Origin of the sequence: Pseudomonas muyukensis (assembly GCF_019139535.1) — a bacterium.
GTDB lineage: Bacteria > Pseudomonadota > Gammaproteobacteria > Pseudomonadales > Pseudomonadaceae > Aquipseudomonas > Aquipseudomonas muyukensis.
The window spans coordinates 1,638,305-1,658,358 of the sequence record NZ_CP077073.1 but is presented as its reverse complement, the minus strand read 5'-3'; the positions used below and the strand labels follow the sequence as shown (position 1 = coordinate 1,658,358).

Genomic DNA, 20,054 nt, shown 5'->3' with positions numbered 1-20,054 from the left:
AGGGCCGCAAAGCGGCCCCTGCAATATCTGCATCAATGCTCGGATCCGGGGCCGCGAGGCGGCCCTATCGCGACACAAGGCCGCTCCTACAGAGAGCGGCCTTAGCCTAGGACTCCCAGCGCCCTGCGGCATCCTGGTCGCTCTGCTTGCCTTCCACCCAGCGCTGCCCTTCCTGGGTATTCTCCTTCTTCCAGAACGGCGCCCGGGTCTTCAGGTAATCCATGATGAAGTTGCAGGCGTCGAACGCCGCCTGCCGGTGCGCGCTGGCCACGCCGACGAAGACGATCGGCTCGCCTGGCTCCAGCGCCCCCACACGGTGCAGCACTTCGACCTTGAGCAGTGGCCAGCGCGCCTGGGCCTCGACCACGATCTTGTGCAAGGCCTTCTCGGTCATGCCCGGGTAGTGCTCGAGGAACATCCCCGCCACCTCCAAGCCATCGTTGAAGTCGCGCACATAACCGACGAAGCTGGCCACCGCGCCCACGCCGACATTGGCAGCATGCATGGCGTTGACCTCAAGACCTGGGTCGAACGCCGCTTCCTGTACCCGTACGCTCATGCTCAACCTCCAGTGACCGGCGGGAAGAACGCGACTTCGTCGCCCTCCTCCAGCGCTTCGTCGAGCCGGCACAGCTCTTCGTTGCGCGCGCACATCAGGTTCTGCTCGGCCAGCACCGCGTACTGCCCGCCCTTGCCCAGCAAGGCCTGGCGCACATCGGCCAGCACCTTGAAATCGCCCTCCAGGGGCTCGCCGTCGACGCCCAGGCATTCACGGTAGCGGGCGAAATACATGACCTTGACCTTCATCACCGCTGCACCTTGTAGTGGCCGCTCTTGCCGCCGGTCTTCTCCAGCAGGCGCACCTGCTCGATGACCATGCCCTTGTCCACCGCCTTGCACATGTCGTAGAGGGTCAGCGCGGCAACACTGGCGGCGGTCAGGGCCTCCATCTCGACGCCAGTCTGCCCGGCCAGCTTGCAACGGGCGACGATATGCACCACGTCCTCGCCTTCGGCGGCGAGTTCGACCTTGACGCTGGTGAGCATCAGCGGGTGGCACAGCGGGATCAGCTCGCTGGTCTTCTTCGCCGCCTGGATACCGGCGATGCGCGCCACGGCGAACACATCGCCCTTGGGGTGCTCGCCGTCGACGATCATGCGCAGCGTGGCAGGCAGCATGCGCACCCGCGCCTCGGCCAGCGCCTCGCGGGCGGTCACGGCTTTTTCAGTGACGTCGACCATGTTGGCGCGCCCCTGGGAATCAAGATGAGTCAGCACAGCTCTGCTCCTGTGAAGGGAAAGCAGAGTGTAAACCTGTGGGTCAGGTTTGAGCAGAGGGGTAATTCGACGCACCGGCCCATTCGCCGGCAAGGCCGGCTCCTACGCGGTTCTGTAGGAGCCGGCCTTGCCGGCGAACAAGCGGCTCAGTGTTACAGATGCGACTCGGCGTACTCGGCCAGTACCGAGCGTGGCACGCCCTGCAAGGTGATATGAACGCCGTGGGGGAAGTCCTTGAAGCGTTCGGTGAGGTAGGTCAACCCGGAACTGGTGGCCGACAGGTACGGGGTGTCGATCTGCGCCAGGTTGCCCAGGCAAACCACCTTCGAGCCGGCCCCGGCACGGGTGATGATGGTTTTCATCTGGTGCGGCGTGAGGTTCTGGCACTCGTCGATCAGGATCAGGCTCTGCTGGAAGCTGCGCCCGCGGATGTAGTTCAGCGACTTGAACTGCAACGGCACCCTTTCGAGGATGTACTCGACGCTGCCGTGGGTGCTCTCGTCATCCATGTGCAAGGCTTCGAGGTTGTCGGTGATCGCACCCAGCCACGGCTCCATCTTCTCCGCCTCGGTGCCTGGCAGGAAGCCGATCTCCTGGTCCAGCCCCTGCACGCTGCGGGTGGCGATGATGCGCCGGTAGCGCTTGCTGACCATGGTCTGCTCGATGGCCGCGGCCAGCGCCAGGATGGTCTTGCCGGAACCGGCGGCGCCGGTCAGGTTGACCAGGTGGATATCCGGGTCGAGCAAGGCGAACAGCGCCAGGCTCTGGTGGATGTCACGCGGCTTCAGGCCCCAGGCCTCCTGGTGCAGCAGCGGTTCCTGGTGCAGATCGAGCAGCAGCAGTTCGTTGTCGCGAATACCCTTGATCCAGCCGACGAAGCCCTGTTCGTCGATGATGAACTCGTTGATGTGCACCGCCGGCAGGTTGTCGATCATCTGCACCCGATGCCAGGTGCGACCGCGTTCCTGGCGGGTGTCGACCTTGCTGACCCGGTCCCAGAACGAACCGGTTACCGAGTGGTAGCCCTTGGACAGCAAGGAAACATCATCGACCAGTTGGTCGGTGCTGTAGTCCTCGGCGGCGATCCCACAGGCGCGCGCCTTCAGGCGCATGTTGATGTCTTTGGTGACCAGCACCACGTCCAGGTCCGGGCGCTTGCCGCGCAGGTCCAGCAACTGGTTGATGATGATGTTGTCGGCGAGGTTCTCGGGGAGCAGGCGGTTGGGTTCGTTGCGCGTGCTCATGAGGATGGACAGGAAGCCCTTGGGCCCGCTCTTGCCACGCTGGATCGGCACGCCCTGCTCGACATCGCTGGGCGAGGCATCACCGAGGGTCTGGTCGATCAGGCGGATGGCCTGGCGGCATTCGGCGGCGATGGTGTGCTTGCCGGTCTTGAGCTTGTCGAGTTCCTCCAGCACCGTCATCGGAATGGCGACGTGGTGCTCCTCGAAGTTGAGCAGGGCGTTGGGGTCGTGAATCAGGACGTTTGTATCGAGCACATACAGGATTGGCTGGTTGGAGGAAGGGGTGCGTCCTTGGTCATCCATACTCGGTCACCTTATGTGAAAGCCGCACGGCGCATACGGCTGCGCCGCAGAGTGACTGCCGTTCTCCCCGTATCCGCGTTGTTACGGGCGGGAAGCTCACCTGGCGAAGGGGCGTGGATGACGCCACCTGTGCTGCAGGATTCGGCTGTCTGGTTCCTTGATACCGCAAAAACCATGACCGAAAAAAGACTTTTTACGCTTGGGTGAAGTTTATTTTTCGGAATGACGAACAGGGCTTGGCGCTGGGGGCGCAGGGGACTACGCTCAGGGATCAGGTGGCTGTGATGGGGTCACCAAGCTACTCCCCTGGCCCATACCCCCGGCAATCCTCCCAGCCAATCCCGCTCTGCGCCGTGTGTTGCAACAGCCACTCCAGCGCCGGCTGCGCCTTGGGCTGGTTGTCGCGAAACTGGATCACCCCCTTGCGCCACAGCAGCATCAAGGTCAGCACCCGCTGCGCCGAGGCCTCTGCCGTCAGCGGGCCGTCGTCCTGGGCATCGATATCCCACAACGAAACCTGCAACTGCTGGCGGGCCATGAACCCCTCGCCATCGGCCCGGCGCTGCCCATAAGGCGGCCGGAACAACGGCACATACTGCTCCGGCAAATCCGCCTGGACCCGTGCCTGGCTGCGCCGCAACGAATCCTGCCAGCCCTGCCACTGGGCATGGGAACGGTACTCCCAGCCCTGGATCCCCACGCATTGCCCGGCATACAGCGGTGCCACCGGCCCGGTGTCCCGCCGCTGCTGCAGGCGGTTGCCCAGCACGAAGAAGATTGCGTCGAGCTTCTGCCGGCGCAGGTAATCGGTCATCTGGTCGGTGCTGCCACCCTCGGGCCCTGGGCCGCCAACGAAGGTCAGCAGGTACATCCGGTCGTTGAGTTCCTCGCCATTGCGCTCGCGCCCGGAGAGCTTTTCCACCTCGCTGGTGGTGTGTGGAAACAGCGCGGCCTTGCGTAGCTGCTCGTCCAGGTAGCGACTATGGAACTGGTGGCTCGGCTCGACCCAATCGGCATAGAACGTGCCGACATCAGTGGCGAACGTGGCGGCCTGGGTACGCAAGTCGGCCATCGACGCCACTGGATAGCAGAACGACGCATCCTCTTCGCAGCTCTGTTGCGCCTGCTGGTAGCTGGTCCACAAGCGCTGCCACATCCGCGCGCGCACGGCGCGGACCACCGGCAGGTTGACCTGGCGTAGCCCCAGGCGCGTGGTCAGCGCCTGCTCGTCGAGCATTTCGCTTTCATGCAGCACCCGGGCAAACGACAGGATTTCGGCCCGCGACGCCACATCGAACAGCGTCGGGCTGTCCAGCTGTTCCGGCCACAGGCTGCGGTCGAAACTGACGAAGTCCGCCGGGGCCGCCTGCGCGCCCAGGCTCAACAATCCGGCGAACAGGGCAAACGCGATACGCACGGTGGGCATTCTCCTTGAAAGCATGGCGCGCACTATAGCGCGAGCCCAGGCGATGTTCCGTGACTATCGTCGCCATAGTTTGGACTTGCCCGGCCAGCCCCGTAGAATCCCCCCATCGATTCCAGGAGCCGACCCGATGCTGACGGTGATTTCCCCCGCCAAGACCCTCGACTACGAGACCCCGCCAGTCACCCAACGCCACACCCTGCCGCAGTACCTGGACGACTCCCAGGAACTGATCGTGCAACTGCGTGAACTGACACCTGCGCAGATCGCCGAGCTGATGCACCTGTCCGACAAGCTCGCCGGGCTCAACGCCGCGCGCTTCGGCAGCTGGACCCCAGACTTCACCCCGGCCAACGCCAAACAGGCGCTGCTGGCGTTCAAGGGCGACGTATATACCGGGTTGAACGCCGAGACCCTCGGCGAAGACGACTTCAGCTACGCCCAGGAGCACCTGCGCATGCTCTCCGGCCTGTACGGCCTGCTGCGCCCGCTGGACCTGATGCAACCCTATCGCCTGGAAATGGGCACCAAGCTGGCCAACGCCCGCGGCAAGGACCTGTATGCCTTCTGGGGCACGCGCATCAGCCAATGGCTGAACCAGGCCCTGGCCGACCAGGGCGACGACGTGCTGCTCAACCTGGCCAGCAACGAGTACTTCAGCGCGGTGAAAAAGAGCGCGCTGAAGGCCCGGGTGATCGATGTCGACTTCAAGGACCTGAAGAACGGCCAGTACAAGATCATCAGCTTCTACGCCAAGAAGGCCCGCGGGATGATGAGCCGTTTCGTGATCCAGGAGCGCATCAACGACCCCGAGCAGCTCAAGCGCTTCGACGTGCAGGGCTACTACTACAGCGCCGAGCAGTCGAAGCCGGACCACCTGGTGTTCCTGCGCGATCACGCTGAGGGCTGAGGGCCCTGAGGGGGCGCCTTGCGCCCCTTTCGCCACACAAGGCCGCGTCGCCAGGGACCGCGCAGCCCATCCCACCTAGCCCTGCAACGGGGCGCGTTTTCACCCTGAAGACGCCAGTTTACAGACGCCAAAAAACCAGCACGCATTTCCTTATCGCAAAACGCCATAAGACCGTTCGTAGTTTTTTGACGAATTTTGAAAAATATTTTTCCATGCTGGCATATAACCATCCCGCCTCGTTTTCGCCCTTTATATACGGGGGGGACACTGTGGGGTGCTATCAATATGAAAGTATTTTCCACTGAAAAAATATTTAGAAATCTTTCATCGACGCCGAACCCACCCCGGAACTTCTACGACGGCCCACGGCTCATAGCACCCGTAACGAGTTTCAAGCGCGGGTCGTGAGAAATGACTTACAGATGACAGCTGAACGGTATCCACCCTCAGCCCCAACAAGTCAGGCAGCGCAACGGTGACCGCCTAAAGCCCTGCCCAGAAGGAGAGTCGCGCCCCTTACGAATCGTCCTAGTGGTTGATTTCAAAAGGTTTTTCCAATTGAAAGAACAAGCACAGCAATTCACCAAGTTTGAATTGCAATAAAGACGGCTGCATTTCAGGGCACGCCTTTTAAATACTGGCCTTTATTTGCCAACTTTGAGCGCAGCGGTTTTTGCGTTCCGGATTTATTCATGCCTGCGTTCGGTGAAGTGTTAATTCGCCATGGATCCGTGCGCCCGAAAACTGCTGGTCAATCAACCCAGTCGGCTCTTCGTTGAAGGGCTGGCGTGATAAACACATGAGGTGAATGCGATGCGTATCAGCATCTTTGGTTTGGGTTATGTGGGTGCAGTCTGTGCAGGTTGCCTGTCGGCACGAGGCCACGAAGTGATTGGTGTGGACGTTTCCAGCAGCAAGATCGACCTGATCAACAAGGGCAAGTCGCCCATCGTCGAGCCAGGCCTGGAAGCACTGCTGCAACAGGGCATCGCCACCGGCCGTCTGCGCGGCACCACCGACTTCGCCGAAGCCATCCGCGCCAGCGACGTGTCGATGATCTGCGTGGGCACCCCAAGCAAGAAAAACGGCGACCTGGGCCTGGAGTACATCGAGTCGGTGTGCCGCGAAATCGGCTATGTGCTGCGCGACAAGGCCAGCCGCCACACCGTCGTGGTACGCAGCACCGTGCTGCCGGGCACCGTGAACAACGTGGTCATCCCGATCCTCGAGGACTGCTCGGGCAAGAAGGCCGGCGTCGATTTCGGCGTCGCGGTCAACCCTGAGTTCCTGCGCGAAAGCACCGCGATCAAGGACTACGACCAGCCACCGATGACCGTCATCGGCGAACTGGACAGCGCCAGCGGCGACGTGCTCCAGGCGCTGTACGAGGAGCTCGACGCGCCGATCATCCGCAAGCCGGTCGAAGTGGCCGAGATGATCAAGTACACCTGCAACGTCTGGCATGCCACCAAGGTCACCTTCGCCAACGAGATCGGCAACATCGCCAAGGCGGTCGGCGTCGATGGCCGCGATGTGATGGAGGTGGTCTGCCAGGACAAGGCGCTGAACCTGTCGCAGTACTACATGCGCCCAGGCTTCGCCTTCGGCGGCTCGTGCCTGCCCAAGGACGTGCGCGCCCTCACCTACCGCGCCGCCAGCCTGGATGTGCGCGCCCCCCTGCTCGACTCGCTGATGCGCAGCAACGAGTCCCAGGTGCAGAACGCCTTCGACATCATCGAAAGCCACGACAAGCGCAAGGTCGCCCTGCTGGGTCTTTCGTTCAAGGCCGGCACCGACGACCTGCGCGAAAGCCCGCTGGTAGAGCTGGCCGAACGCCTGATCGGCAAGGGCTACCAGCTGGACATCTATGACCAGAACGTCGAGTACGCCCGCGTCCACGGCGCCAACAAGGACTACATCGAGTCGAAGATCCCCCATGTGTCCTCGTTGCTCAACGCCAACTTCGACCAGGTGGTGGACAACGCCGACATCATCGTCCTGGGCAACCGCGACGAGCAGTTCCGCGCCTTGGCCCAACAGGCGCCGGCAGGCAAGCAGGTGATCGACCTGGTCGGTTTCATGAACAAGCCGACCAACGCCACCAGCCGCACCGAAGGTATCTGCTGGTAACCCCGGCCGGGCGGCGCGTCCCTCCCCAGCGCGCCGCCCGTCCTTTCCCGAATTCTCGACGGATGCCGAACATGCAAAGGTTCCAGACAGTGCTGTTGCAGTGCGCCGGCTGGCTGCTCTACATGAGCCTGCTCATGCTGATCGCCCTGGCCCTGCCCAGCGATATCTTCGACGCGCAGTCCAAGCACTTCATCTTCCTGGTCGGCGCGGTCGGCATCTGGCGCTACTCCATGGGCGCCACCCATTTCATCCGTGGCATGATCTTCCTGTACCTGGTCTACCCCTACCTGCGCCGCAAGGTGCGCAAGCTGGGCAGCGCCGCCGACCCGTCGCACGTGTACCTGATGGTCACCAGCTTTCGCATCGACGCCCTGACCACCGCCCAGGTGTACAGCTCGGTGATCCGCGAAGCCATCGACTGCGGTTTCCCCACCACCGTGGTCTGCTCGCTGGTGGAAAAGTCCGACGAGCTGTTGGTCAAGAGCCTGTGGGCCAAGTACAACCCACCCGAGCATGTCACCCTGGACATCGTGCGCATCGCCGGCACCGGCAAGCGCGACGGCCTGGCCTACGGTTTCCGCGCCATCTCGCGGATGCTGCCCGACGACCATGCCGTGGTGGCGGTGATCGATGGCGATACCGTGCTGGCCGAGGGCGTGGTGCGCAAGACCGTGCCGTGGTTCAAGCTCTATCCCAACGTCGGCGGCCTGACCACCAACGAATTTTGCGAAGTGCGCGGCGGCTACATCATGAGCGAGTGGCACAAACTGCGCTTCGCCCAGCGCCACATCAACATGTGCTCGATGGCCCTGAGCAAGCGCGTGCTGACCATGACCGGGCGCATGTCGATGTTCCGCGCAAGCGTGGTGACCGACCCCGAATTCATCGCCGATGTGGAAAGCGACTCGCTGATGCACTGGCGCCTGGGCCGCTTCAAGTTCCTCACCGGCGACGACAAGTCCAGCTGGTTCAGCCTGATGCGCCTGGGCTACGACACCTTCTACGTGCCGGACGCGGCGATCAACACCGTCGAGCACCCGCCGGAGAAGAGCTTCGTCAAGGCCAGCCGCAAGCTGATGTACCGCTGGTACGGCAACAACCTGCGGCAGAACTCCCGCGCCCTGGGCCTGGGCCTCAAGCGCCTGGGGCTGTTCACCAGCATCGTGCTGCTCGACCAGCGCGTGTCGATGTGGACCAGCCTGCTGGGCCTGACCGTGGCGGTGATCGCCAGCTTCAAGTTCGGCCTGCAGTTCCTGCTGGTGTACCTGCTGTGGATCGGCATCACCCGCCTGATCCTCACCATCATGCTGCTGTGCTCGGGGCACAACGTCGGCCCCGCCTACCCGCTGATTCTCTATTACAACCAGATCGTCGGCGCGCTGATGAAGATCTACGTGTTCTTCCGTCTCGACAAGCAGTCCTGGACCCGCCAGCCCACTGCCCTCAAGCGCGACCTCGCAAGCTTTCAACAATGGTTCAACACCTGGTCCTCGCGGACCATGACCTTCTCGGCCGCGAGCATCTTCGTCGCCGTGCTGTTCATGGTCGTGTGAGCCCCCCGGATCGGATAACAGGAACGAAATCGCCATGAATACCGCCGTGAACGTCAACGTCGTGCATGAATCCGAGGCGCAGCGCCAGCACGCCCGGGTGCGCATCCCTGCCAAGCTGCGCTACCTGGACGGCAACCGCGAGCCGCACGATGTGAAGGTGGACGATCTTTCCGCCGGGGGCCTGTCCTTCCATGCCAGAAAACCCCTGGCCGAGGGCGAGGTGCTGCGTGGCCGCCTGCAGTTCGTGGTCGACAACCTTGGCCTGTCGATGGACGTCGAGCTGCTGGTGCGCACCAGCGATGCCCAGAGCGGGCGCATCGGCACCGAGTTCCAGAACCTCGAGCCGCGCGACATCGCCACCCTGCGCCACATCATCACCAGCCACCTGTCCGGCGAACTGATCAGCGTCGGCGACGTGCTCAGCACCCTGCAGCGCGACAACTTCACCAAGGCGCGCAAGCAGAAGGACGGCGGCTCCGGCCTGTCGGCGTTCGGCCGCCTGCGCGCGGTCACCGTCACCGCCGGGGTGTTCGCCGTCGGCCTGCTGGCCTTCGGCTTCGTCGCCAAGTCGCTGTACGGCCTGTACTTCGTCAGCCATGCCGAAGCCGGCGTGGTGGCGGTGCCCACCACCAACGTCACCATGCCCCGCGACGGCAGCCTGCAAAGCCTGGTGCACAGCGGCGCCACGGTGGCCAAGGGCGCGCCGCTGGCGACCTTCAACACCAGCATGCTCGACCTGCTCAAGGGGCACCTGGACGATTCGCAGCTGGAACCGGCCAAGGTCGAGGAGCTGTTCGGCAAGCAGCTCTCCGGCACCCTCACCAGCCCCTGCGATTGCGTGGTCTCGCGCCAGCTGGTGGACGACGGCCAGTACGCCAGCAAGGGCCAGCCGGTGTTCGCGCTGATCCCGCGGACCACCACCCCGACCGTCGAGGCGCGCTTCAGCTACCGCCAGTTCGATGAAGTGAAGCCCGGCACCCGGGTCAACTTCCAGGTCGCCGGCGAGGACGACGTGCGCAGCGGCAAGATCGTCGGCAGTTCGAGCCTGGACACCGACAACCTGGCCGCCGACATCCGCGTGCAGATCCAGCCCGACGAAGGCCTGCCGGCCGAACTCGCCGGGCGCCCGGCCGCGGTCAACAGCGACCGTGGCCCGTCGCTGAACTGGCTGATCGACAAGGCCGTGGCCCGCGGGCTTTAAGAGGGATAACCCATGACCAGCAGATACCCCGATACCTGTAGGAGCCGGCTTGCCGGCGATCGAGTGCGCAGCACTCGCCCATGGGATGCAACACCTGCGCGAGCCATTCGCCGGCAAGCCGGCTCCTACAGGGACGGTTTTGGCCAGGGCCTGTGCGCGCTGGCCCTGGCCATCACCCTGGCCGGCTGCGCCGGCCTGCCCGACCAGCGCCTGGCCAACGAAGCGCTCAAGCGCGGCGACACCGCCACCGCCGAGCGCAACTACAAGGCCTTGGCCGATCTGGGTTACAGCGAGGCGCAAGTCGGCCTGGCCGATATCCAGGTCGCCACCCGCGACCCGGCCCAGCTCAAACAGGCCGAAGCCACCTACCGCGCCGCCGCCGCCACCTCGCCCCGCGCCCAGGCCCGCCTCGGCCGCCTGCTGGTGGCCAAGCCCGACAGCACCCAGGCCGAGCGCGAAGAGGCCGAATCGCTGCTCAAGCTCGCGGCCAGGCAAGGCGAAGGCAACACCCTGATCCCCCTGGCGATGCTCTACCTGCAGTACCCGCAGAGCTTCCCCAACATCAACGCCCAGCAGCAGATCGACCAGTGGCGCGCCGCCGGCAACCCCGAGGCGGGCCTGGCCCAGGTGCTGCTGTACCGCACCCAGGGCAGCTACGACCAACACCTGGGCGAGGTGGAAAAGATCTGCAAGGCGGCCCTGGCCAGCACCGACATCTGCTACGTCGAACTGGCCAGCGTCTACCAGAAGCGCGCCCAGCCCGAGCAGCAGGCCGCCCTGCTGGAGCAGCTCAAGGCCGCCTACGCCCGCGGCGCCGTGCCGGCCACCCGGGTCGACAGCGTGGCCCGGGTGCTGGCCGACCGCAGCCTGGGCCAGACCGACGAGAAAACCGCCAAGGACTTGCTCGAGCAAGTCGCCCCCGCCAACCCTGCCTCCTGGGTGAGCCTGGCGCAATTGCTCTACGACTTCCCCGAGCTGGGCGATACCGACCAGCTCATGGCCTACATCGACAAGGGCCGCGCTGCCGAGCAACCCCGCGCCGAGCTGCTGCTGGGCCGCCTGTACTACGAAGGCAAGACCGTGCCGGCCGACGCGGCGAAGGCCGAGCAGCACCTGCAGGCCGCCGCCGACGCAGGCGAAGTCAGTGCCCATTACTACCTCGGCCAGCTGTACCGCCGCGGCTACCTGGGCAACGTCGAGCCGCAGAAGGCCGTCGACCACCTGCTGGCCGCCGCCCGTGGTGGCCAGAACAGCGCCGACTACGCCCTCGCCCAGCTGTTCAGCGAAGGCCACGGCATCCGCAGTGAGCCGACCAACGCCTGGGTATTCGCCCAGCTGTCGCAGGTCAACCCGACGCCGCAATCGGCCGAACTGCTGCAACAGCTCGACCAGCAACTCACGCCCGACCAGCGCAGCCAGGCGCAAAACCTGCTGGCGCAGGAGAAGCAGGCTCGCGGCAGCATGAACCAAGGCGCCCACAGCACCTTGGCCATCGAAGCGCTGCAAGACGAGCACGATGAAGTAGACGCCGAGGATTCGCTATGACGCTCAACCCCTTCGTGAAAGCCGGCATTGGCCTGAGCTTCGCCCTGCTGTGGTCGATGCCGACCCTGGCGGCGCAAACCGCGCAGAAGAACTTCGGCCTGGACGTGAAGATCACCGGCCAGTCCGAAGACGACCGCGACCTCGGCACCCGCTCCGGCGGCGACGTCAACGGCCTGGGCCTGGACCTGCGCCCCTGGGTGTATGGCGAGCGCGGCAACTGGAGCGCCTTCGCCATGGGCCAGGCGGTGACCGCCACCGACACCATCGAGACCGACACCCTGCGCCAGAACGACGACGGCAGCGCCACCGACACCGCCGCCGACGAGCGCAAGCAGGACAAGAGCTACCTGGCCATGCGCGAATTCTGGGTCGGCTACAGTGGCCTGACCGCCTACCCTGGCGAGCAACTGCGCTTCGGCCGCCAGCGCCTGCGCAGCGACGACGGCATGTGGCGCGACACCAACATCGAGGCGCTGAACTGGACCTTCGACACCACCTTGCTCAAGGCCGACCTGGGCGTGGCCCAGCGTTTCAGCGAGTACCGCACCGACCTGACCGAGCTGGCTCCCGAGGACAAGGACCGCACCCACCTCTACGGCAACATCGCCACACAGTGGACCCCCGGCCACTGGGTCGGCGTGCGCGCCCACCACACCCATGACGGCGGCAGCCTGAAGAACCCCGGCGAGACCGTCGATGCCCTCGACAAGACCCGCACCGGCGACCTCACCTGGCTGGGCCTGGAAGCCAACAGCGACGCCTACAACTGGCGCAACGAGCATACCGTCAACTACTGGGGCAGCGTCACCTGGCTGACCGGCGACCGCGACAAGCTGACCACCAGCACCCTGGGCAACGACCAGGTCGCCACCGGCAAGCAGAGTGGCGACGTCAACGCCTGGGCCACCGACCTTGGCATCCGCCTGCGCCTCGACCCGCAGTGGCAGGTCGGCGCGGCCTATGCCCGTGGCAGCGGCGGCGGTGGCGACGACGGCTCGAGCAACTTCGAACAGACCGGCCTGGAAAGCAACCGCTCCAACTTCACCGGCACCCGCTCGCGCGTGCACCGCTTCGGCGAGGCCTTCCGCGGCCAGCTGGGCAACCTGCAGGCCGCAACCCTGTTCGCCTCCTGGCAGCTGCGCGACGACTACGACGCCAGCTTCATCTACCACAAGTTCTGGCGCGTCGATGACCAGCAGAACATCGGCGCCAGCGGCATCAACGCGGTGGTCGACGACGGCGGGGTGAGCCGTCCGCTGGTCAACGGCGAGAAGGACCTGGGCCAGGAAATGGACGTGGTCGTCACCAAGTACTTCAAGCAGGGCCTGCTGCCAGCCTCCATCAGCCAGTCGATCGACGAGCCCTCGGCCCTGGTGCGCCTGCGCGCCGGTGTGTTCAAGCCGGGCGACGCCTATGGCAAGGAAGCGGACTCGTACATGCACCGTGCCTTCGTCGACGTGATCTGGCGCTTCTGAGGCCGGGAGAGGAAAGCCATGAACCTGCACCCCAACCTTCGCCACAGCCTCCTCGCCAGCGCCTTGCTGCTGGCCAGCGGCCTGGTCGCCGCCGCAGAACCGGCAGTGATCGCCAAGGAGCTGCAGCAGGCCAAGACCTACACCGTCTCCAGCGCGCCGATCGCGCCGCTGCAGATGGACCCGCCCAAGCTGCCCGACCTGTCCGGCTACACCGCCGCGGCGGTGCAAAAGAAGATCGACCGCCAGCACAAGGGCAAGGTCAGCGTGCGCCGCATGCTCCAAGAGGACACCCTCAAGGAGTTCATCGGCGGCGACAACAAAGGCGCCGAGTGGGTCCGCCGCCAGCACGGCATTCCCCAGGCGATCTTCGTCGACGACGGCCATGTCGACCTGGTCGAGCTGAGCCGGAAAGTCCCCAGCCAGTACCTGCGCGAGACCGCCCCCGGCGTGTACCTGGCGCGCCTGCCGATCGTGGTCGGGCGCAAGGGCGTGCTGGAGATCGACGGCAAGGTCAAGGAGCTGCGCCTGTCCGAGGAAGGCGGCTCGTTCATCGTCAACGACGGCAAGCTGTTCGTCAGCGATACCCAGGTGACCGGCTGGCGCGAACAGGCCAACGGCCCGGCGACCTTTCGCAAGCCCGATGAATTCCGCCCGTTCCTGCTCAGCTGGGGCGGCACCGAGACCTACATCGTCAACAGCAAGATGGCCAGCTTCGGCTACGCCAAGTCCAAGTCCTACGGCGTGAGCATCTCGCAGTACACGCCGAACATGGCCAAGCAGATGGGCCGCCCGGAACCCACCGGCTGGATCATCGGCTCCGAGTTCAGCGACATGTGGTACGGCTTCTACTGCTACGAAACCCAGGACTTCGTGATCAAGGACTCGACCTACCGCGACAACATCGTCTACGGCATCGACCCCCACGACCGCTCGCACCGCCTGATCATCGCCGGCAACACCGTGCACGGCACCAAGAAAAAGCACGGGATCATCGTCTCGCGCGAGGTCAACGACAGCTGGATCATCAACAACAAGAGCTACGACAACAAGCTCTCGGGCGTGGTGATCGACCGTAACAGCGTCAACAACCTGATCGCCTACAACGAGATCTACCGCAACCACACCGACGGCATCACCCTGTACGAAAGCGGCGACAACCTGATCTGGGGCAACAAGCTGATCAACAACCGCCGCCACGGCATCCGCGTGCGCAACAGCGTGAACATCCGCCTGTACGAGAACGTCGCCATGGCCAACGGCCTGGTGGGCGTGTACGGGCACATCAAGGACCTGTCCGACACCGACCGCGACATCGCCCTCGACCCGTTCGACACCAAGGTGTCGCTGATCGTGGTCGGCGGCGAGCTGGCGGCCAATGGCTCGGGCCCCTTGTCGATCGACTCGCCGCTGTCGGTGGAGCTGTACAAGGTGTCGATGCTGATGCCGCGCAAGGCCAATGGCATTAGCTTCAACGGCGTGCTCGGCGAGCGCCAGGACGAAATCCTCGACCTGCTGGTGCGCCAGCAGAAGGCCGTGCTGATCGACCCGGTCGAACGCCAGACCGAAATGATCGACTAAGGAAGCCCAGACCATGACTCCACACCTGATGAAACTGCTGGGCCTGTCCGCCGCCCTCCTGGCCATCAGCCAGGGCGTGCGCGCCGAAGACATCAAGGCACCGACCTTCAGCGCCGAACCGTGCTGCCAGCTGTGCCCCGAGGCCCACGACGCCAGCCGCTACACCACCCGCTACCAGCAGAACTTCACCACCCTGGTGCAAGCCCAGGGCGACTGGCTGTTCCGTACCCGCGAGGACCTGCGCACCGAGTTCGACACCACCCCAGGCGGCTACAAGCGCCTGCAGCAGGTGCACGACGCCTTCAAGAAGCGCGGCGTGGAACTGGTGGTGGTGTACCAGCCGACCCGCGGCCTGGTGAACCGCAACATGCTCAAGCCTGAAGAAAAGGCCGCGTTCGACTACCAGAAGGCCCTGCGCAACTACCAGGCCATGCTCCAGCGCTTTTCCAAGATGGGCTACAACGTGCCCGACCTGTCGCCGCTGACCAACGAGCAACTGGCCGCCGCCGACCAGGGCAAGGACTTCTACTTCCGCGGCGACCAGCACTGGACCCCCTACGGTGCCGAGCGCGCGGCGAAGATCGTCGCCGACACCGTGCACCGGATGCCGGCCTTCGAAGGTATCCCGCGCAAGGAATTCGAGACCAGGAAGTCCGGGCGCATGGGCAAGACCGGCACCCTGCACAACGTCGCCGGGCAATTGTGTGGCACCAGCTATGCGGTGCAGTACATGGATCAGTTCGCCACCGAACCCAAGGGCGCCGCCGGCGGTGACGACCTGTTCGGCGACTCGGGCAACGCGCAGATCACCCTGGTCGGCACCAGCCACAGCGGCAAGAACTACAACTTCTCAGGCTTCCTCGAGCAATACATTGGCGCCGACGTGCTCAACGTCGCCTTCCCCGGCGGCGGCCTGGAAGGCTCGATGATCCAGTACCTGGGCAGCGAGGAGTTCCAGAACCACCCACCGAAGATCCTGGTGTGGGAGTTCTCGCCGCTGTACCGCCTCGACCAGGAAACCATCTGGCGACAGATCCTCGCCCTGCTCGACGACGGCTGCGACGCCCGCCCGGCGCAGATGAGCGCCAGCGCCACCCTCAAGCCCGGCAAGAACGAGCTGATGGTCAACGGCAAGAACGGCGTGATCAAGGACCTGGTCAACCGCAACCACCAGCTCGACATCAAGTTCGAGGACAGCTCGGTGAAGGTGCTGCAGGCCACCCTGTGGTACCTCAACGGCCGCCACGAGGACATCAAGATCGAGAAGCCCGAAACCTCCGACACCGATGGGCGCTTCGTCTTCCAGATGCGCGAGGACGAAGACTGGGCAGGCCAGAACCTGCTTGCCCTGGAGGTCCAAGGGCCAGAAAGCGGTACGCAGAAGGTCGAAGCCAAACTCTGCAAACGCAACAACTTCGCCAGCCCCGCGCAGCACACCGCGCAAGCTGGCCAGTGAGGCGACCATGACAGCCATCCATCGCAAGACCGCACCGGCCCTGCTCGTTCTCGCCCTGTTCGGCGGCGCGGCGCAGGCCGCGTTGGTGCCGCCCCAGGGCTACTACGAGGGTATCGAGAAACTCAAGACCGGCGACGGCAACTTCCGCTGCGAAGCGGCGCCCAAGCCGTTCACCGGGGCGCTGCAGTTTCGCAGCAAGTACGAAGGCTCCGACAAGGCCCGGGCGACGCTCAATGTCGCCTCGGAAAAAGCCTTCCACAAAGCCACCGAGGACATCACCCGCCTCGAGCGAGGCATCAGCAAGATGGTCGGCCAGTACCTGCGCGACGGCCGCCCGACCCAGCTCGACTGCGCGCTGGGCTGGCTCGAGACCTGGGCCCAGGCCGACGCCCTGGAATCCACCGACTTCAACCACACCGGCAAGTCGATGCGCAAATGGGCGCTAGGCAGCATGAGCGGCTCGTGGCTGCGGCTGAAGTTCTCCAATTCCCAGCCGCTGGCCGCGCACCAGGCCCAGGCCGCGCAGATCGAGAAGTGGCTGGCGCGCCTGGCCGAACAGACCGTGCGCGACTGGAGCGACCTGCCCCTGGAGAAGATCAACAACCACAGCTACTGGGCGGCCTGGTCGGTGATGGCCACCGCCGTGGCCACCGACCGCCGCGACCTGTTCGACTGGGCGGTGAAGGAATACAAGGTCGGCGTCAACCAGGTGGACGAACAGGGCTTTTTGCCCAACGAGGTCAAGCGCAAGCAACGCGCCCTGGCCTACCACAACTACGCCCTGCCGCCGCTGGCGATGATCGCCAGCTTCGCCCAGGCCAACGGCGTGGACCTGCGCAAGGAGAACAACTTCGCCTTGCAACGGCTTGGCGAAGGCGTGCTCGCCGGGGCCCGCGACCCTGTTCATTTCAACACCCGCGCCGGCGTGAAGCAGGACCTCAAGGACCTGAAGGTCGACAGCAAGTACGCCTGGCTCGAGCCGTGGTGCGCGCTGTACCAGTGCGTCGGCGACACCCTCGAGCGCAAGCACGACATGCAGCCGTTCAACAACTTCCGGCTGGGTGGCGATATGACCCGGGTCTATGACCCGGGCGCGGAAAAGAAGTAAGGCCAGGGGCCGCTTTGCGGCCCATCGCGACACCAGGCCGCTCCTACAGGGACGGCGCTAATCCTGTAGGAGCGGCCTGGTGTCGCGAAACGAGGGCGAAGCCCTCGCCAGCAACGGTTGAGGCAACAAAGGTTTCCCCTGCGTTTGCGTGGGGGGTTTGGGGGGCGCTGTGCCCCGAATGCTGTGCATAACTAGGAGAACCGGGATGGTCTTCTCGTCCAATGTGTTCCTGTTCCTGTTCCTGCCGGTTTTCCTCGGCTTGTACTACATAAGCGGGAACCGCTACCGCAACCTGCTGCTGCTGGTTGCCAGCTACATCTTCTACGCCTGGTGGCGGGTGGACTTCCTCGCCCTGTTCGCCGGGGTCACCCTGTGGAACTACTGGATCGGCCTGAAAGTCGGCGCCGCCGGCGTGCGCACCAAGCCCGCGCAACGCTGGCTGCTGCTGGGCGTGGGGGTCGACCTGGGCATCCTCGGCTACTTCAAGTACGCCAACTTCGGCGTCGACAGCCTCAACGCGATCATGACCTCGATGGGCCTGGAGCCGTTCATCCTCACCCACGTGCTGCTGCCGATCGGCATCTCGTTCTACATCTTCGAGTCGATCAGCTACATCATCGACGTGTACCGCGGCGACACCCCCGCCACGCGCAACCTGATCGACTTCGCCGCGTTCGTGGCGATCTTCCCGCACCTGATCGCCGGCCCCGTGCTGCGCTTCAAGGACCTGGTCGAGCAGTTCAACAACCGCACCCACACCCTGGACAAGTTCTCCGAAGGCTGCACCCGCTTCATGCAAGGCTTCATCAAGAAGGTGTTCATCGCCGACACCCTGGCGGTGGTCGCCGACCACTGCTTCGCCCTGCAGAACCCGACCACCGGTGATGCCTGGCTGGGCGCCCTGGCCTACACCGCACAGCTGTACTTCGACTTCTCCGGCTACAGCGACATGGCCATCGGCCTGGGCCTGATGATGGGTTTTCGCTTCATGGAGAACTTCAAGCAGCCCTACATCAGCCAGTCGATCACCGAGTTCTGGCGGCGCTGGCACATCAGCCTGTCGACCTGGCTGCGCGACTACCTGTACATCACCTTGGGCGGCAACCGCAAAGGCACGTTCAACACCTACCGCAACCTGTTCCTGACCATGCTGCTGGGTGGCCTGTGGCACGGCGCCAACTTCACCTACATCATCTGGGGCGCCTGGCACGGCCTGTGGCTGGCCATCGAGCGGGCGCTGGGGCTGGACACCAACCCGCAGCGTTTCAATCCGGTGAAATGGGCCTTCACCTTCCTGCTGGTGGTGGTCGGCTGGGTGATCTTCCGCGCCGAGAACCTGCATGTGGCCGCGCGCATGTACGGCGCCATGTTCAGCTTCGGCGACTGGCAGCTGTCGGAACTCAACCGAGCCCAGCTCACCGGCCTGCAAGTGGCCACGCTGATCGTCGCCTACCTGACCCTGGCGTTCTTCGGCCTGCGCGACTTCTACCGCAACGCCAAGCCAACGCCCCGGGCCACGCCGGTGCACGTCAACGCCGACGGCTCGCTGGGCCTGGACTGGGCCCGGGTCATGACCCGCGCCCTGGTCCTGCTGCTGTTCGCCGCCTCGGTGCTCAAGCTCTCGGCGCAGAGCTACTCACCGTTCCTGTACTTCCAGTTCTGAGGCCTGAATCATGAACCGGACACTTCGCATCACCTATTCGCTGTCGTTCATGGGCCTGCTGGTGGGCCTGGGCGCAGCCTCCCTCGGCGGGCTGGAAAGCTTCAATCGCAGTGGCCAGATGACCCTGCTCGACGGCAAGCTGGCCAAGGCCGCCGAGACCCACTACGACGAGCAGTTCCCGATCAAGCGCCTGGGCACCAACCTATGGGCCGCGCTGGACTTCAAGCTGTTCAACGAAGGCCGCCCCGGCGTGGTGCTGGGCCGCGAGCAGTGGCTGTTCAGCGACGAGGAGTTCAAGCCCACCGCCGGCGCCGAACAACTGATGCAGGACAACCTGGCGCTGGTGCGCGGCATCCGCGACACCCTGCAACGCCACGGCAGCCAGCTGGTGCTGGCGATCGTCCCGGCCAAGGCGCGGTTGTATTCGGAGTACATCGGCAAGCAAACCCCGGCCAGCCTGCACGACGAGCTGTTCAACCGCTTCCATGCCCAGGTGCGTCAGGCTGGGGTGTTCGCCCCCGACCTGCTGGCCCCGCTGGAGCAGGCCAAGGCCCGCGGCCAGGTGTTCCTGCGCACCGACACCCACTGGACGCCGCTGGGCGCCGAGGTGGTCGCCCAGGCCCTGGCCGAGGCGGTCAACCGCCAGAGCCTGCTCAGCGGCGCGCCACAGCAGTACATCACCGAGGCCGGCGCCAGCGCGCCGTACAAGGGCGACCTGACCAACTTCCTGCCGCTCGACCCACTGTTCAGCAACCTGTTGCCGAGCCCGGACACCCTGCAGCAGCGCAAGACCCTGCCGGTGCAGGCCGACGGCGAAGGTGGCGACGCGCTGTTCGCCGACAGCCAGATCCCGGTGGCGCTGGTGGGCACCAGCTACAGCGCCAACCCCCACTGGAACTTCCTCGGCGCCCTGCAGCAGGCGCTGCGCAGCGACGTCGCCAACTACGCCGAGGATGGCCACGGCCCGCTCGTGCCGATGCTCAAGTACCTGCAAAGCGATGCCTTCAAGAACGCCCCGCCACAGGTCGTGGTGTGGGAATTCCCCGAACGTTATCTGCCAATGAACAACGACCTCGGCAGCTTCGACCCGCAGTGGATCGCGCAGTTGAAGCAACCCCGTCAATCCGAAGCAAACCTGGCCCTGTCGTCCAACCGGACGGACCACTGAAGATAGAGAGGAACACGCAC

General features: G+C 64.7%; 16 protein-coding genes. 11 read left to right on the top strand and 5 right to left on the bottom strand.

Annotated features, from left to right (window positions below; translation table 11 throughout):
- Nucleotides 1-106: 106 nt before the first annotated feature.
- The 5 genes from moaE to KSS95_RS07485 form a co-directional block, all read right to left on the bottom strand.
- Entirely contained in the window at nucleotides 107-559 is a 453-nt protein-coding gene (gene moaE / locus KSS95_RS07505; protein ID WP_217852957.1) for a molybdopterin synthase catalytic subunit MoaE, read from the bottom strand.
- 2 nt (nucleotides 560-561) lie between these two features.
- Nucleotides 562-807 carry a MoaD/ThiS family protein gene (locus KSS95_RS07500; protein WP_217852955.1) on the bottom strand — a complete coding sequence of 82 codons (246 nt, stop codon included), beginning with the start codon at nucleotides 805-807 and terminating at the stop codon, nucleotides 562-564.
- The gene (gene moaC / locus KSS95_RS07495; RefSeq protein WP_217852953.1) at nucleotides 807-1,277 is read right to left on the bottom strand and encodes a cyclic pyranopterin monophosphate synthase MoaC; all 471 of its coding nucleotides are present in this window, start codon (nucleotides 1,275-1,277) and stop codon (nucleotides 807-809) included. Before moaC ends, KSS95_RS07500 begins: the two co-directional genes overlap by 1 nt.
- A 152-nt stretch (nucleotides 1,278-1,429) precedes the next feature.
- Nucleotides 1,430-2,824: a PhoH family protein gene (locus KSS95_RS07490; RefSeq protein ID WP_217852951.1), complete on the bottom strand. Its 1,395-nt coding sequence runs from the start codon at nucleotides 2,822-2,824 to the stop codon at nucleotides 1,430-1,432.
- Nucleotides 2,825-3,122: 298 nt separating this feature from the next.
- On the bottom strand, nucleotides 3,123-4,241 hold the full coding sequence (locus tag KSS95_RS07485; RefSeq protein WP_217852949.1) for a polysaccharide deacetylase family protein: 1,119 nt from the start codon (nucleotides 4,239-4,241) through the stop codon (nucleotides 3,123-3,125).
- Nucleotides 4,242-4,377: 136 nt separating this feature from the next.
- On the opposite strand from KSS95_RS07485, the gene yaaA reads away from it, so the two are divergent.
- From yaaA to KSS95_RS07430, 11 genes are all read left to right on the top strand, one after another.
- Nucleotides 4,378-5,157: a peroxide stress protein YaaA gene (gene yaaA, locus KSS95_RS07480; RefSeq protein WP_217852947.1), complete on the top strand. Its 780-nt coding sequence runs from the start codon at nucleotides 4,378-4,380 to the stop codon at nucleotides 5,155-5,157.
- Nucleotides 5,158-5,970: 813 nt separating this feature from the next.
- Entirely contained in the window at nucleotides 5,971-7,287 is a 1,317-nt protein-coding gene (locus tag KSS95_RS07475; RefSeq protein WP_217852945.1) for a nucleotide sugar dehydrogenase, read from the top strand.
- A 71-nt stretch (nucleotides 7,288-7,358) separates the two neighbouring features.
- A complete protein-coding gene (alg8, locus tag KSS95_RS07470) occupies nucleotides 7,359-8,840 on the top strand; it encodes a mannuronan synthase (protein ID WP_217852943.1) in 1,482 nt (493 codons plus the stop codon).
- A 34-nt stretch (nucleotides 8,841-8,874) separates the two neighbouring features.
- Nucleotides 8,875-10,041, top strand: a complete 1,167-nt coding sequence (locus tag KSS95_RS07465) for an alginate biosynthesis protein Alg44 (protein WP_217852941.1) — start codon at nucleotides 8,875-8,877, stop codon at nucleotides 10,039-10,041.
- A gap of 12 nt (nucleotides 10,042-10,053) precedes the next feature.
- Nucleotides 10,054-11,586, top strand: a complete 1,533-nt coding sequence (gene algK / locus KSS95_RS07460) for an alginate biosynthesis TPR repeat lipoprotein AlgK (RefSeq protein WP_225935567.1) — start codon at nucleotides 10,054-10,056, stop codon at nucleotides 11,584-11,586.
- Nucleotides 11,583-13,061, top strand: a complete 1,479-nt coding sequence (locus tag KSS95_RS07455; protein WP_217852939.1) for an alginate export family protein — start codon at nucleotides 11,583-11,585, stop codon at nucleotides 13,059-13,061. Before algK ends, KSS95_RS07455 begins: the two co-directional genes overlap by 4 nt.
- 18 nt (nucleotides 13,062-13,079) lie before the next feature.
- Nucleotides 13,080-14,639: a mannuronan 5-epimerase AlgG gene (gene algG, locus KSS95_RS07450; RefSeq protein WP_217852937.1), complete on the top strand. Its 1,560-nt coding sequence runs from the start codon at nucleotides 13,080-13,082 to the stop codon at nucleotides 14,637-14,639.
- A 13-nt stretch (nucleotides 14,640-14,652) separates the two neighbouring features.
- Nucleotides 14,653-16,095, top strand: coding sequence for an alginate O-acetyltransferase (locus KSS95_RS07445; RefSeq protein ID WP_217852935.1), 1,443 nt, complete (start codon nucleotides 14,653-14,655; stop codon nucleotides 16,093-16,095).
- A 7-nt stretch (nucleotides 16,096-16,102) separates the two neighbouring features.
- Nucleotides 16,103-17,203 carry a mannuronate-specific alginate lyase gene (locus KSS95_RS07440; RefSeq protein WP_217852934.1) on the top strand — a complete coding sequence of 367 codons (1,101 nt, stop codon included), beginning with the start codon at nucleotides 16,103-16,105 and terminating at the stop codon, nucleotides 17,201-17,203.
- Between the two features lie 205 nt (nucleotides 17,204-17,408).
- Nucleotides 17,409-18,866 (top strand): MBOAT family O-acyltransferase, encoded by a 1,458-nt coding sequence (locus KSS95_RS07435; protein ID WP_217852932.1) that lies wholly within the window; start codon nucleotides 17,409-17,411, stop codon nucleotides 18,864-18,866.
- A gap of 10 nt (nucleotides 18,867-18,876) precedes the next feature.
- Nucleotides 18,877-20,034, top strand: coding sequence for an alginate O-acetyltransferase (locus KSS95_RS07430; RefSeq protein ID WP_217852930.1), 1,158 nt, complete (start codon nucleotides 18,877-18,879; stop codon nucleotides 20,032-20,034).
- The last annotated feature ends 20 nt before the right edge of the window (nucleotides 20,035-20,054 follow it).